The 14,668-nt window shown below is 54.7% G+C and carries 12 protein-coding genes; 3 read left to right on the top strand and 9 right to left on the bottom strand.

Annotation, left to right across the window (positions count from 1 at the left end; genetic code table 11):
* Positions 1-40: 40 nt before the first annotated feature.
* The 9 genes from ABIC79_RS14670 to fhuE all read right to left on the bottom strand — a co-directional run bounded on the left by ABIC79_RS14670 (position 41) and on the right by fhuE (position 10,472).
* Positions 41-1,168, bottom strand: a complete 1,128-nt coding sequence (locus ABIC79_RS14670) for a sensor domain-containing diguanylate cyclase (protein ID WP_241917388.1) — start codon at positions 1,166-1,168, stop codon at positions 41-43.
* 112 nt (positions 1,169-1,280) lie between these two features.
* Positions 1,281-3,473, bottom strand: a complete 2,193-nt coding sequence (gene pqqF, locus ABIC79_RS14665) for a pyrroloquinoline quinone biosynthesis protein PqqF (RefSeq protein WP_121019891.1) — start codon at positions 3,471-3,473, stop codon at positions 1,281-1,283.
* A 7-nt stretch (positions 3,474-3,480) separates the two neighbouring features.
* Entirely contained in the window at positions 3,481-4,614 is a 1,134-nt protein-coding gene (pqqE, locus tag ABIC79_RS14660) for a pyrroloquinoline quinone biosynthesis protein PqqE (protein ID WP_373689690.1), read from the bottom strand.
* Complete coding sequence (gene pqqD / locus ABIC79_RS14655; protein ID WP_037033221.1) at positions 4,601-4,858, bottom strand: pyrroloquinoline quinone biosynthesis peptide chaperone PqqD; 258 nt, start codon at positions 4,856-4,858, stop codon at positions 4,601-4,603. Before pqqD ends, pqqE begins: the two co-directional genes overlap by 14 nt.
* Positions 4,859-4,884: 26 nt before the next feature.
* Entirely contained in the window at positions 4,885-5,652 is a 768-nt protein-coding gene (gene pqqC / locus ABIC79_RS14650; RefSeq protein WP_037032804.1) for a pyrroloquinoline-quinone synthase PqqC, read from the bottom strand.
* Positions 5,653-5,663: 11 nt separating this feature from the next.
* Positions 5,664-6,575 carry a pyrroloquinoline quinone biosynthesis protein PqqB gene (pqqB, locus tag ABIC79_RS14645; protein WP_014416660.1) on the bottom strand — a complete coding sequence of 304 codons (912 nt, stop codon included), beginning with the start codon at positions 6,573-6,575 and terminating at the stop codon, positions 5,664-5,666.
* A gap of 58 nt (positions 6,576-6,633) precedes the next feature.
* Positions 6,634-6,705, bottom strand: coding sequence for a pyrroloquinoline quinone precursor peptide PqqA (gene pqqA / locus ABIC79_RS14640; protein ID WP_013578120.1), 72 nt, complete (start codon positions 6,703-6,705; stop codon positions 6,634-6,636).
* A 170-nt stretch (positions 6,706-6,875) separates the two neighbouring features.
* The gene (locus ABIC79_RS14635; RefSeq protein ID WP_014416661.1) at positions 6,876-7,913 is read right to left on the bottom strand and encodes a dipeptidase; all 1,038 of its coding nucleotides are present in this window, start codon (positions 7,911-7,913) and stop codon (positions 6,876-6,878) included.
* Positions 7,914-8,249: 336 nt separating this feature from the next.
* Positions 8,250-10,472, bottom strand: a complete 2,223-nt coding sequence (gene fhuE, locus ABIC79_RS14630) for a ferric-rhodotorulic acid/ferric-coprogen receptor FhuE (RefSeq protein ID WP_354567605.1) — start codon at positions 10,470-10,472, stop codon at positions 8,250-8,252.
* 646 nt (positions 10,473-11,118) lie between these two features.
* On the opposite strand from fhuE, the gene ABIC79_RS14625 reads away from it, so the two are divergent.
* From ABIC79_RS14625 to ABIC79_RS14615, 3 genes are all read left to right on the top strand, one after another.
* A complete protein-coding gene (locus ABIC79_RS14625; protein WP_112151426.1) occupies positions 11,119-12,021 on the top strand; it encodes a homocysteine S-methyltransferase family protein in 903 nt (300 codons plus the stop codon).
* A gap of 69 nt (positions 12,022-12,090) precedes the next feature.
* Positions 12,091-13,632, top strand: coding sequence for an ABC transporter substrate-binding protein (locus ABIC79_RS14620; RefSeq protein WP_173362124.1), 1,542 nt, complete (start codon positions 12,091-12,093; stop codon positions 13,630-13,632).
* 94 nt (positions 13,633-13,726) lie between these two features.
* On the top strand, positions 13,727-14,665 hold the full coding sequence (locus tag ABIC79_RS14615) for an ABC transporter permease (RefSeq protein ID WP_354567781.1): 939 nt from the start codon (positions 13,727-13,729) through the stop codon (positions 14,663-14,665).
* The last annotated feature ends 3 nt before the right edge of the window (positions 14,666-14,668 follow it).

Below are 14,668 nucleotides of genomic sequence, written 5' to 3'. Positions count from 1 at the left end.
CAGAGGGCGCAACTTCCGTTTGAAGCCACGCCCTGTTTCATTACCCCAGGCAATAGCCGTTTCTGCCCGCATGTTTGGCGTCATACAGCGCACCGTCGGCACGTTTGAGTAATTCCAGCGAAGTCATGCCCGGCGACCATTGCATAATGCCCTGGCTGACCGTCACCGTGTCTGCCACCTGTGATAAGGCGTGCGGGATAGCCGCCTGCGTTACGCTTTGCCTGATGCGTTCCGCGACGACCTCCGCATCATTCGCGGTGGCGCTGTGCAGCAGGATCACAAACTCCTCACCGCCATAACGGGCCACCAGATCGGCCGGTTGTCTTACGACCTGTTTAAAACACTCCGCGATGCCCACCAGACAAGTATCTCCGGCCTGATGGCCGTAATGGTCGTTGTATTTTTTGAAATAATCCACGTCAATCATGATCAGGGAAAAGGTGCCGCCCTGACGTTCCGTTTGCGCAATCAGTTGTTCAAGCTGATTATCAAGCTGGCGGCGGTTCGCTACGCCCGTCAGCGGATCATAATGCGCCAGATTATCCAGCTTGCTGACCAGCAACTGGTTGTCGCATTCCCGCCTGACAGAAAGGACAAACCAGCGGCTGAGCATAATACGCGCGCTTTCAAACAGGGCGCTGACGACAATCATCGCAGCGATTTCCAGAATCGGAATATCCGCTTTCAGCAGAACCAGATGAAAAAATAATGAAAACCACAGCGGTAATGTGAAGCTGTAAAGGATCGGCATGGTCGGGTACAGCGCAATCAGCGCCGTAAAAATCAGCATACAGAACAGCGGGAAGACCAGTTGTTGCTGCGTGTCACTGGCCAGCATGAAATGGAACACCACGGCCCAGAATAAACCGACCAGAAACGCCAGTATCATCGCGGGCGTACGTGAGCGTATGAAGCGCAGCACGGGCAAAAGAATGATAAAAAATACCAGGAAAATCAGGGCTAAATTATCCAGAACCGGACCGGAAACCGCCACGTCGGCGTTCGGATCCAGTAATACCCTGAACTGATGACGTCCGAATAAAAAAAGCACAAAACCAAGATTGGCGAGCAGCAACCAGATAGCGCTGATGCGCAGTGAGGCTTTTTTATAGTGATCCAGCAGGGCGTTAAACGCTGTGTCTTGCCGCGTGTGAGTGGTTTTTTGCATGGTTTTCCTTAACGTCGTCTTCGTGGATAGTGTAGACGAGGAAGAGTTTTTACTCCTCCCCCTGCGGAGGCCGGGAGGGGTTTTAAGGACGAAACGATGGCCAAAGCAGACATCAACTTCTTGATTTTTTTGTAATACCCCAACCCTCCCCTTCGCAGGGGAAGGCGTTGTCCGGTGTTCCCAGACAGGCAGCCAGTTGTTCCCCAGTTACGCCCGCGATGACCATCTCATTCACGGGGGGCGCAAAGGCAAACTCCCTTAACCATTGCTGCCTCGCCGCTTCCAGCCTGTCAGCGGGCCGCGCGCTAAGCGATTCCCGCAACACGCAGCGCTTTTCTTCCAGTGTCTCCGGGGTAATGCCGTCAATGATGGCCGGGATCTGCGCGATAAACGTATGGATAAACCCCAGCAGTGTTTCTGCGCTATACGTCGGCGATTGTAATGCAAACAAAATGCCGGACTGGCGGGCGGTCTGATGGAAACGGCAACTCACTACGTATCCGACATTTTTTTCGACGCGCAATTGCTGGAAGAATTTGGGTTCGAGGAACGACGCTAAAATCTGCGTGGCGGCCAGGCATTCAGCGGTGTTTTCCGCCAGCGGACAGAATAGCAATACCGCAGCATCGTCTCCGGCGGTCGTGAATTCATGCACTCCGCCTGACGAGCTGCTGACCACTTCCGGCAGTTTTGCCAGCAGGGTGCGTATCGCGATATCCGATGCCAGCTGATGCTGTTCCTGCTCAAACAGCCGTTTGCCTTGTGCCAGCGCGGCGGGAGAAGGCGCGCGCAGCAGTTCGAGCGCCGTGGCGAGCGTGCGCGTCGCCCATGCCTGAGAGCCGCTAAGTTGTAATAATCCGTTGCCCTGCGCACAGGTAAACACCAGAGAATGACCTGCATGGGCAGATTGCGCGCAAAGGGCGCGCAGGCTGGCGCGGGCGATACACGCCTGAAGTAAGGTCAGCGGGGCACCGGTGGTCAGGATGCTTTCCCCTGTTTTAAGCGTGATTCCGGCGGACGGGAGGTAAAACCTAAAAGGTGATTTCGTGACGTTGTCACATTGTGATTGCCATTCTTTAAAACTGACCGGCAGGGTGAAGCCTTTTACCGGGGTGTTTTGACCAGACACATCCGGCGCAATCCACAGCCGCGTCATGTTTTCCGGCTTTAACTCGCTGAGCAATATCTGCCAGCCGTTATGCGCGGCGGGCGGGAAATCCAGGGTGCGGGCGCGCAGTTGATCCAACGGCGTCAGGCGGCTGAAATCGCAATGCGCGAGGGCAATGTAATGTTGCAAATGCCCGGTGCCTAAAGCATGAATCTGTTGCAGCCAGTGGCAGAACAGTGTTTCCACACGTGCTCGTAAAGCAGGCGTGGTATTGCAGACGAGAAATTCAATACTGAGAATAGCGTCACTGTCGGATGCGTACGGCAGCGAAACCTGCACGCTGTCTGCCAGCGCCTGGGTTCGAAGTTGATCCAGCAAACTGCCCGGTGCTTCATCCGCCAGGAGCTGACGCAATAACGTCAGCGCGGGCGAGGGCGTGACCGGGAACGAAAAACGCAGTCGTGGTGACCCGTCAAGACGCAATTGCAGATGGCGTTCGTCGCGCAATACCAGAGGCTGAGCAGGCGCTGGCTGAGAACCGTTGCAGGCAACAAAGGCATTGCCGTAACGCTCTGCCAGCGTGGTCAGTTCAGCGACAGATTGCGGCCCCTGTAACCACAACGTGAGCTGCCCTGCGGTGAAGAATTGCTGATGATAGTCCGTCATTGCCTGTTGCAGAGCGGAAATATCCTCACCGAAAGCGGTACGGTTACCGACGTGAAAATCATGCAGTTGTGCCGGAGCCGCAAAGGCCAGACTCAGCGCCGCATTACAAAGGGAATCCGCATGACCGGTCAGCATGCGGTATTCGGCGTCGATCACCGCCACTTCCTGCTGCACGGCCTTCGTTGCCAGCAAAGGTTGCGCCAGCATGTCCGTCAGACGCGCCAGACCGTCTGCAAACTTTGCCGGTGTCATATCGAAAAACCACGCCGTCGAGGTGGCGTGCGTGCTGGCGTTGAGTCGCGCCCCTTCCGCCTGCGCCCACATCATCAGCCGTTCATCACCCTGAAACTCACGGCTTCCGGCAAACACGACGTGCTCGAACAGGTGCGCCAGACCGGGAAACGCGGGCGGTTCGTGATGACTTCCGGCATCCAAATGAATGAGTGCGGCAGCACGCGAGGCCTGCGGGTCATGAAGAATATTGACCCGCAATCCGTTAGCCAGTGTCAGGGTGTGTACGGCTGGCAGCATCAGACCCTCAGCCTTTAAAAATCAACTGCGAGTTCGCGCGGTTGCGGAACTGCAACTGATTGATCTGAATGTTGGTGCAGTTGGCCTGTTCGCGAGCTGCCACAATTTTGCCATGATGTTCGGATTTGGAGCACACCGGATCGGCGTTGTCGGCGTTGCCGGTGAGCATAAACGCCTGACAGCGGCAGCCGCCGAAGTCTTTCTCTTTTTCAGAACAGGAACGGCAGGGTTCCGGCATCCAGTCGAAGCCGCGGTATTTGTTAAAGCCGAACGAGTCGTACCAGATTTCCTGCAAGGTATTTTCCAGTACAGACGGGAATTCGACCGGCAACTGACGCGCGCTGTGGCACGGCAGCGCCATGCCTTCCGGCGTCACACTGAGGAATATCGCTCCCCAGCCGCCCATGCAGCCTTTCGGACGTTCTTCGTAATAATCGGGCGTCACAAACAGCAGGTTGGCCAGATTACCGGTGCCCGCCATTTTCTCGCGATACTGATGCACCACATTTTCGGCGCGGGCGATCTGCTCGCGGGTCGGCAATAGTCCTTCGCGGTTAAGCTGCGCCCAGCCGTAAAACTGACAGGTCGCCAGTTCAACGTCATCGGCTTCCAGCTCGATACTCAGGTCGATAATCTTGTCGATCTGGTCGATGTTATGGCGGTGCAGCACGAAGTTCAGCACCATCGGATAACCGTGGGCTTTCACCGCTTTTGCCATCTCCAGTTTTTGCCGGAAGGCTTTGGCGTTACCCGCCAGTGCGGCGTTCAGCGTTTCATCGCTGGCCTGAAAACTGATCTGGATATGATCCAGTCCGGCTTCGGCAAACGCATCGATTTTCTTCTCGGTCAGCCCGATACCGGACGTGATCAGGTTGGTGTAAAAACCGAGATCGCGGGCAGCGCGGATAAGCTCAGGCAAATCTTTACGCACCAATGGCTCGCCGCCGGAGAAACCGATTTGCACTGCACCCATTTCCCGCGCTTCTTCGAACACTTTGATCCACTGTGCGGTGGTCAGCTCTTTTTCCTGTTTGGCGAAATCAAGCGGGTTCGAGCAATACGGACATTGCAACGGGCAGCGGTAGGTCAGTTCGGCCAGCAGCCACAACGGTGGTTTGACCGCAGGTTTAAGCAGGTTCACGGAAGGTAATCCACTTTTGAGCATGGGCCTGAGCGAAGAAATCTTTGACGTCATCATTCACGCCACCGGCTTCCGGGAAGCGGGCATTCAGCTCATCGATGATATTGGCAATCGTCCGCTCGCCGTCGACCAGTTGCAAAATGAAGGTCGCGCTGTCGTTAAGTTTCGCCATCCCTTCCGGATACAGAATCACGTGGCAGTCCTGCGTTTTCTCAAACTGCATGCGGTAGCCGCGACGGAACATCGGCGTGTAGTGTTCGGTAATGGTGATCACAGAAGTCGTCCTTTATGCCAGACCGCCTGTTGCGTCACGCTGTGGTACGGCGGGCGGTTCAGTTCGTAAGCCATGCTCATGGCATCGAGCATGCTCCACAGAATGTCGAGTTTGAATTGCAGGATTTCCAGCATGCGCTGCTGTTTTTCGACGGTATCGCAGTATTCCAGCGCCAGTTGCAGGCCGTGTTCCACGTCGCGATTCGCCTGACTCAGGCGGCTGCGGAAGTAACCGTAACCTTCTTCCTCAATCCATTTGTAATGCTGCGGCCAGGTATCGAGACGCGCCTGATGGATTTGCGGGGCGAACAGTTCAGTCAGCGAGCTGCATGCCGCTTCCTGCCAGACGGCGCGGCGGGCAAAGTTAACGTAAGCATCGACCGCAAAACGCACACCCGGTAACACCCTTTCTTCTGAAAGCAGCACATCACGATCCAGACCGACCGCTTCCCCCAGTCGCAGCCAGGCTTCGATACCGCCTTCACTGCCGCCGTATCCGTCGTGATCGAGAATACGCTGCACCCATTTGCGTCGGGTTTGCGCATCCGGGCAATTGGCCATAATGGCCGCGTCTTTCAGCGGAATGCTGGTCTGATAATAGAACCGGTTCGCTACCCAGCCCTGAATTTGCTCACGCGTCGCCTGACCATTGTGCATCGCAATATGGTACGGATGATGGATGTGATAAAACGCGCCTTTGGCCCGCAGCGCCTGTTCAAAAGCTTCCGGCGTCATCGGTGACGTCCGGTTTGAAGATGTCGTCATAATCGTTTTACCTAAAGTTCGATGCGCATCCCGTCCCAGCTGACTTCGATGTTTTGCTGCGTCAGTGCCTGCCGCTCGGCAGAGGCTTCATTGAGGATCGGGTTGGTATTATTAATATGGATGAGAATTTTGCGTTCTGCCGGAAGGGAAGACAGCAGGGCAATCAGCCCTTGTTCTTCGGCAAGGGCCAGATGGCCCATGTCCTTGCCGGTATTGCGGCCGACGCCGGTGGTCGCCAGCTCGTTGTCCTGCCACAGCGTGCCGTCAATCAGCAGGCAATCAGCTTTATGCAGCCACTTCAGCAGTTCATCATCTGGCTCGCCCAGACCCGGTGCGTACAGCAGCGAGGTGCCGGTTTTCGTGTCTTCAATAAACAGCGCGATATTGTGGCCGGGGAGCGGTTTGCCGCGGTATTTCGAATAAGGCGGCGCGTTACTCAGCAGCGGAATGGCCGTGAATTTCAGATTCGGGCACACGGCCACGGAGAAGCGCTTCTCCGGCCCGATAGCGTGGTGTTGCAGGCCGCCATTCCAGTGCGAAAGCATGGTGAAAATCGGGAAGCCGGTGGTGAGATCTTCATGCACTTCCGGCGTGCACCACACCTGATGCGGACAGCCTTCGCGTAAATTCAGCAGGCCGGTGCAGTGATCAATCTGGCTGTCGGTCAGGATGATGGAGCCGATGGCGGTACCGCGTAAAACGTCGTGTTTTATCAGTTCCGGCGTGGCGGCAATCTGGTGGCAAATGTCCGGTGAGGCGTTACACAGCACCCAGTCGGTGCCATTGTCGCTGACGGCAATTGACGACTGGGTCCGCGGAGAGGTTTTCATGGTGCCGTTGCGAACGCCCTGACAGTTGCGGCAATTGCAGTTCCACTGAGGGAAGCCGCCGCCTGCCGCGGAACCAAGTACGATAATCTGCATGTGAGAACCAGGGGGAAAAGGAAGGAAGATGCCCACAGTTAACCGTGGGCACAAGGGCTTAGCGGTTAGAAATGTACAGCGTCACTTCTAAGCCTAAACGCAGGTCTTCGAAAGAAGGTTTAGTCCACATAATTACGTCCTCTTGGTGATTACAGTTTTAAGTTCACTGCCGTTTTAATTGCGGCAGGTGATCGGCTTATTGTCAAATATCGCTGGTTTGGCTAAGAAAATGTTGCGATGAGCTCAAACCGATATTGCCCTGTAAGCCACAGGGATTAGCGCAAAATGCCGGATGAAAAACTATTCACCCCACGTTTGCTTTAATACTTTCAGCCAGTTACGGCAGGCGATTTTTTCGATCAATACGTCGCCGTAACCCGCATCAGACATGGCCTGAATCAGTAACGGCAATCCGGCGACATCGCCGAGGACATCCGGCACATTGATGCCGTCGAAATCCGAACCAAAACCGACATTTTCTTCGCCCAGTTTACCAAGAAGGTTATCAAGATGTTTAACAATTTCGGTGATTGGGGTGTCACCGTTACGTTTTCCATCCGCCCGCAGAAACGCTGTGCCGAAATTAACGCCAACAAAGCCGTCGCTTTCCGCAATGGCAGCCAGTTGTTTATCGGTCAGGTTGCGCGGTTGCGGGCATAGCGCATGCACATTGGAATGGGTGGCAACCAGCGGTGCATCGCTGAATTTTGCCGTCTGCCAGAAGGCCCTTTCGTTCATGTGCGAGACATCGAACAAGATCCTTTTCCGGTTACACTCACGCAGCAATCCAAGCCCGGCGGGCGTCAGGCCCTCACCGGTATCCGGCGAACCCGGAAAATCGCCTTTCACGCCGGTCCCAAACTGATTGGGTAAATTCCACAGTGGGCCGATGCTGCGCAGCCCTTTTTCATACCAGAGTTCCAGCCGCGAGAAGTCATCTCCCAGCGCTTCCGCGCCTTCAATATGCATCACCATTGCCAGCACGTCGTGAGCGATACACTGCTCAATTTCGGCGACCGTCCGGCAGATTTTTGCCCGCCCGGATGACTGTGTTTCGATACGTTCCAGCAGTGAAATCTGTGCCTGTGTGATGGCTAACGCGTCATGAGGCACAGCCGGAGAATTTGGCTTCAGTTGTGGCATATACGAAGCAGGTGGTACGAAAATGGCAAATAAGCCACCCGCGAAGCCACCGAGGCGACAACGCCTGAGATCGAGATGTCCTTCCAGTGAGCCATCAAGAAACAGGGCAGCAGGATCTGCTGCATCATGCAGCCACAGGCGCAGTAACAGGTCGTTATGACCGTCGAAGACAGGGGGATGTGGAATGGTGTTCATGATGTTAATGGTACTTTATAAAAGCACGAAAATGTATGCGGAATATGTAATGGTTTGTTTGGGTGATGTTAAGTGATTTGACTGACTTGTTTTCATGTGGAGGTGAAAGAAAAATACGGCTTTGACCTTTTGTCTGCTGGTCAGGCAAATCTCAGTCAGCTCCCTCCCCTGCGAAGGGGAGGGTTGGGGTGGGGTATTAAGGTCAAAATCCAATAGTTAAAGTGTGCTTTTACAAAGAATTAGCCATTAAAACCCCCTCCCAACCTCCCCCTTCGCAGGGGGAGGAGCAAACAGAAAAACATTCTGCATTTGAATTATTGCTGCGGCCTCAGCAAATCAGAAACTATAGCTCGCCGTCACCGACACATTCCTTGGTTCGCCGTAGACCACATACTGGTTCACGCTGGTGTCATATTCTTTGTCAAACAGATTATTCACGTTGGCCTGCACCGCCAGTTGTCTGGTGACCTGATAACGACTGAACAGGTTAACCAGCGCGTAGCTGCCTTGTTCAGCATAACGGGTGCCGTTGCCGCTTGGCCCCGGAACGGTATCCCAGACGTGGGTCTGCCAGTTCACGCCACCGCCGACGGTCAGATCCTGCAACATCGGCAGACGGTAGCTGGAGAACAGTTTTAGCTGGGTGCGCGGCAGTTGCGGATTAACTGCATCGCTATTTTCATCTTCTGCAATGTAACGGGTACCGCCGAACGTCATCTGCCAGTTATCGGTCAGCGCGCCGTTCACTTCAAATTCCACGCCGCGGCTGACGGTGCCGTTTTTGCCTTCATAGGCGGTATCGGTTGTGCCAGGAATAATGCGGCCGGTGCTTTGTGCCACGTTATCCAGCTCCGCGCGGAAGATAGAAACCGACGCGGTCAGACGGCTGTTAAACCAGTCAGATTTTACGCCCGCTTCGTAGTTTTTGCCGATGACCGGTGAAAGGTAGCCGCCGTTGATATCGCGGTAAGTTTGCGGCTGGAACACTGAGGTGTAGCTCGCATAGGTCGACCAGGTATCGTTGATGTCGAACACCAGACCTGCGTACGGCGTGATGTTGTTCTTCTCGATCTGGTCGGTGAGCGTGTGAGAATTCCAGTTGGTGTAGCGTGCGCCAACGATCAGGTGCAGCGGATCCGCCAGTGAAAGACGCGTAGCCACGTAAGCCGATTTCTGACGGATAACATTTTCTTCCGCCAGCGCGCGCGGACCCCAGTCAGTTTCAGGGAACTGACCGTTGAAATCGTTAAAATTGCCCAGTTCTTCGGTTGAGATATTGGCAAATGAACTGTAATAGGTGTTCTGCTGTTTGCTGTAGCTCACACCGGTCATCAGTTCATGCTGACGGCCAAACAGTTCATACGGGCCGCTGGCAAAGGCATCTACACCATCGACTTTACGTTTACCGGTGTTATAACCGGTTCCCGCCACCACCGGATAACCGGCATAAGCGGATTCGCCGACGCCGGTGGTTTTATCGAATGTCCCGTCGATATACATCATCTTACTGTCGATACGGGATTCGGTATGGGTGCCATTCAGCGTGGCCTGCCAGCCGTTATCGAACGACTGCTTCAGGGTGGTGAACAGCTTAGTCGTTTCTTTATCGCTGTACGCCCAGTCCGGTGCGGAGTTAAAGCCGCGACGATAATCGGTTTTGCTGCCGTCCAGATACCAGCGCGGCATACCGCCCCAGGTCGGGCTGTCGGTGTTGGTTTGCTGGAATTCGTAGCCTGCGGAAAGCAGGGTGGAATCGGTGAGGTCGGCATCCACGGTGGCATAGACGAATTTTTTGGTGGCGCCGTAGCGTTCAACGTAGCTGTTTTTGTCCTGATAACCGGTGATCAGGCGGCCACGTACGCTGCCGGATTCGTTCAGCGGTGTGGATAAATCTGCCACGTAACGTTGTTTATTCCAGCTACCGTAAGTAGCAGAAACATTGCCGGTGAATTCTTTGCTGTCGGCGTGTTTACGCACCTGATTGACGGATGCTGACGGGTTGCCGGGGCCGGTCATCAGACCGGTTGCACCGCGCACCACTTCGATACGTTCATAAATCGCCGTGTCAGACTGGGAATCACCCAGATCCCAGCGCGGGTCGAAGGTGGTCGGAATGTTATCGACCATGTAGTTGTCGATCAGAAAGCCACGCGCGTAATAAGTACGGCGGTCGAGATCCGAGACGCTTTCCTGAATACCGGTGGTGTTTCTCAGCACATCACCCAGAGATTGCAGTTGCTGATCCTGCATACGTTGCTTGCTGATGATACTGACGGATTGCGGAATATCGCGCGCCGTCAGGGCCATTTTTGTGCCCGCAGTGGTGACCGGAACACTGTAATCGGTGGCTGAGGTATCTGCCGCGCTGGTGTCGTTCTGACCGGTGACGACAACCGTGTCTTCAGCGGTTTTTTTTGCGCTGGCTTCTGCTGCATAAGCACTATGCAATGAAGATGAAACAAGCAGGGCAATGATGGAAAGTGAAAGTTTCTTTCCTGAATTATTTTGAGGATTTTCCTTAACACTCCTGACGGCGTAATTCCCTGTAAAATTAGACATAAGTATTCTCCACACGGTTATTTTCTTATTTTTTAAGCCACTGCATTTTTTTATGAATACGGCTTTATCAGCATGAGCAAACCCCGCCAGGATCCCCCGTAACAAGGGCTGGAGAAGATAAAATGAGCATGGTTAATAAAGCGAATGAGAATAATACGCATTGGGTTTACTGCTGTAAATAAATATTACAGGCGGGGGGAGGAGCAAAGATAAAACACTCTGTTGTTGAATTTAAGATCGTGCGGGCGATTCAGAAATCTTGCTGAACGGAGCGGCCTGAAGACCTCAGGCTTCAGGACCGAGAGAAGGCACCGCGCAGCGGCAAGATTTCCAGCCTGTCATTGCGGTTGCTGAAACATAGCCAGCGAGCGGTAGCGCTGGTTGTAAAAGCGGGGAGAGATCCAAGAGAGGGAAAGCACTTCCCTCTCTTGGGCGGTTTCGGCACGAAAGGCTACGTGATAACCGTTGTTAAGAAACCGAAATATTCTCGATCCAGCCTTCACGGCGAGTGAGACCACTTTGCCATTAAAAACCCACCTTTTAGCCATTAAGAAATCTAGACATCTAAACGTTCGTTTTGTAGAGTGTCACCACCTGCCGGATTAACGTTTGATTCGGCTAAGAAAAATACAACGGCGGTGACACAATGTTCAGTAACGTTAAAATCCTCGACGGCGGCATGGGGCGCGAACTGGCCCGGATGGGCGCTCCTTTTCGTCAGCCTGAATGGTCTGCGCTGGCACTGATGGAGGCTCCGGAATTTGTGCGAGCCGCTCACGATGCTTTTATTGCTGCCGGTTCTCAGGTCATCACCACCAACAGTTACGCCGTGGTGCCGTTCCATATTAGTGAAGATGTTTTTGTGGAGCAGGGCGCGGCGCTGATTGCGCTTTCCGGCAAGCTGGCGCGGGAAGCAGCGGATGCTGCACCGGCTGATGTGCTGGTCGCGGGTTCACTTCCTCCGGTTCTCGGGTCTTATCGTCCGGATCTGTTCGAACCGGTGGCAGCCAAAAAATTACTGCAAGTGCTGTTGAATAATCTGACGGACAGCGTCGATGTCTGGCTGGCCGAAACGCAAAGCTCTGTGGCGGAAGTCGAAGCCGTGCGTGAGGTGCTCGGCGATGACCCGCGTCCGCTGTGGCTGTCTTTTACCTTGCAGGACAATCTTGATGAAAATGGCAATGCGCTGCTGCGCTCCGGCGAATCAGTTGATGATGCCGTAAACGGCGCATTACGGATTTCTGCCGGTGCGGTGCTGTTCAATTGCAGCCGGCCTGAAGTGATGGCCACGGCGGTGAAAACCGCGCGTGCCGCACTGACGGCGCAGGGATCTGCGCTTGATATCGGCGTGTATGCCAATGCCTTCGAACCTTCCGATAATCAGCGCGGTGCCAATGAAGGGCTGAGCAAAATGCGTCAGGACACCGATCCTGCCGGATACCTGGATTTCGCGAAAGACTGGGTGGCGCAGGGTGCCACCATGGTCGGGGGATGTTGCGGGATCGGGCCGGAACACATCGCCGCGCTTAAGCAGGCCTTTGCTAAATAACATCCATAAAAAGAATAAAACGCACATTAATTCTGAAGATGCATTCTTCGCAGACAGGGGAAAAACATGATTGATCGTCGTTCGTTTATCAAAAGTGCGGGGGCACTTTCCGTTGCTGCGGCTACCCACTCTTTGTGGCTGGGCAATGCCTTTGCTGCGGAGGCAGAAAAGCCGAAAAAAGGCGGGCATCTGGTTGTTGGTGTGGATAACGCTTCCAGCACTGACCGTCTGGATCCGGCATTCTGGTTCGAAACTTACATGTATTTCGTCGGTTCTCAGATGTTTAACAATCTGGTGGAAATCGACGAAAACGCCAGACTGGCCCCCTCGCTGGCTGAAGCCTGGGCCTCAACCGACGGCAGCAAAACCTGGGTGCTGAAAATTCGTCAGGGCGTGCAGTTCCACGATGGCCGCTCGCTGGGCGCGAAAGATGTGGTGTACTCCCTGAATCACCATCGTGGTGAGAAATCCACCTCGCCGGTGAAAGGTTATCTCGATACCGTCAGTTCAATTGAAGCCACCGGCGACCATGAAGTCACGATTAAACTGACCGCGCCGGACGTTGAATTCGTCTGGCTGCTGAGCGCCGTGCATTTCGCCATTACCGCTGAAAATGAAAACTTTGACAAAGGCATCGGTACCGGCGCATTTATCCTTGAGAAATTCCAGCCGGGCGTCTCTACGCTGACTAAACGCAATCCGAACTACTGGAACAGCGAACGCGGGCATGTCGATTCTGTCGAAACGCTGGCGATGAATGATTCAACGGCCCGTGTGGCGGCACTGGTCAGTGGTTCGGCACAATTGATTAACCGTGTGAATCCGCGCATCGTCAGCCGCATCGAACGTATGCCGAACCTGAAACTGGTGCGCGCCAAAGACAGTATGATTTATACCTTCCCGGGGCTGTCGAATCTGGCGCCGTTCGATAATGTTGATGGCCGTCTGGCGCTGAAATACGCCATCGATCGTCAGAAAATTATCGATACCGTGCTCGGCGGCTACGCCAGCGTGGCGAACGATAACCCGATTTTCCCGTCGAACCGTTACTTCGCGAAAGACATTCCGCAACGTCCGTACGACCCTGAAAAAGCCCAGTTCCACTGGAAGAAATCCGGGTTCAGCGGCCCGCTGACCCTGAACGTTGCCGATGCCGGTTTCCCTGGTGCGGTTGATGCCGGTCAGCTTTATCAGCAATCCGCCGCCAAAGCTGGCATTAATCTGAATGTGGTGCGCGTGCCGGACGATGCGTTCTGGAATGATATCTGGCAGAAGAAAGCCTTCGTGTCCTCGAACTGGGCGAACCGTCCGACCGCCGATGCGCTGCTCTCGCTGGTGTTCACCAGCCAGTCTTCATGGAACGAATCCGCGTGGCACGTACCGGCTTTCGATGCGATGGTCAAAGCCGCGCGCGGTGAAGCGGACGAAGCGCGCCGCAAACAGATTTACCATGACATTCAGGTGATGCTGGTTGATCAGGGCAGCGAGATCATTCCGCTGTATGCCGATGCACTCGACGGTTGTTCCGCCAAAATCAAAGGGTTCACGTCCGTTCCGGGGATGCCGCTGAGCGGTAACCGTGCGGCAGAGAAAGTCTGGATCGAAGGCTGAACCGGGTAAAAATATGTCTGACTTATCTGCACAACAGAAAGCGACTCAACGGCCTGCGGGCCGTTTTTCGCAACATCGTTCCAGCTTGCTGAGCATGGTGCTGATACGCCTGTTTTATGGCGTGCTGGTGGTGCTGGCAGTTTCCGTGCTGATTTTTGCCGGTGTGCAACTGCTGCCGGGCAATGCTGCGACGGCGATCCTCGGCCAGAGCGCCACGCCGGATGCCATCCGCGAACTGAACTTGCAACTGGGGCTGGATAAACCGGCAGTCAGCCGTTATCTGAGCTGGTTGACCGGTGTGTTGCACGGCGATTTTGGCACCAGTTTCTCCACCCGTGAAGCCATCAGCGGCCCGCTGTTTACCCGCCTGGGCAACACGTTGTTTCTGGCCGGATGTACCGCCGCGATTGCGGTTCCGCTGGCGCTGCTGATCGGATTTATTTCCGTTCGTTATCAGGGCAGCGTAATTGATACGCTGCTCAACACCATCACCCGCGCAACCGTCGCGCTGCCGGAGTTTTTCTCCGGCTATCTGCTGATCCTGATTTTTGCCATCACGCTGGCATGGGCGCCGAGTAACAGCAGTATTACGGCGGATATGCCGCTGGCAGCTAAACTCTCCGCCATTTCCCTGCCGTGTGCCACGCTGGTGCTGGCGATCCTCGGCCATATGAGCAACATGACCCGCGCCGCGCTGATTGCTGCGCAAAGTTCGACGTATGTCGATACCGCGTTGCTCAAAGGGTTGTCGCCGTCGCGCATTTTGTGGCGTCACGTATTGCCCAATGCCGTGGGGCCGATCATCAACGTCGTGGCGATCAATCTGGCGTATCTGATGGTCGGTGTGGTGATTGTTGAGAACGTATTTGTTTATCCGGGACTCGGGCAGTACATGGTCGACAGCATCAGCAAACGTGATATTCCGGTGATGCAGGATTGCGCGTTGCTGCTGGCTGGCATTTATATCCTGCTGAATTTGCTGGCGGATGTGATGGCACTGGTCGCCAATCCGCGTTTACGCCACAACCGCTGAATC

This window comes from Rahnella sp. 2050 (genome assembly GCF_040544515.1).
GTDB classification, from domain to species: domain Bacteria; phylum Pseudomonadota; class Gammaproteobacteria; order Enterobacterales; family Enterobacteriaceae; genus Rahnella; species Rahnella aceris.
This window is presented reverse-complemented; position numbering and strand designations above follow the sequence as displayed.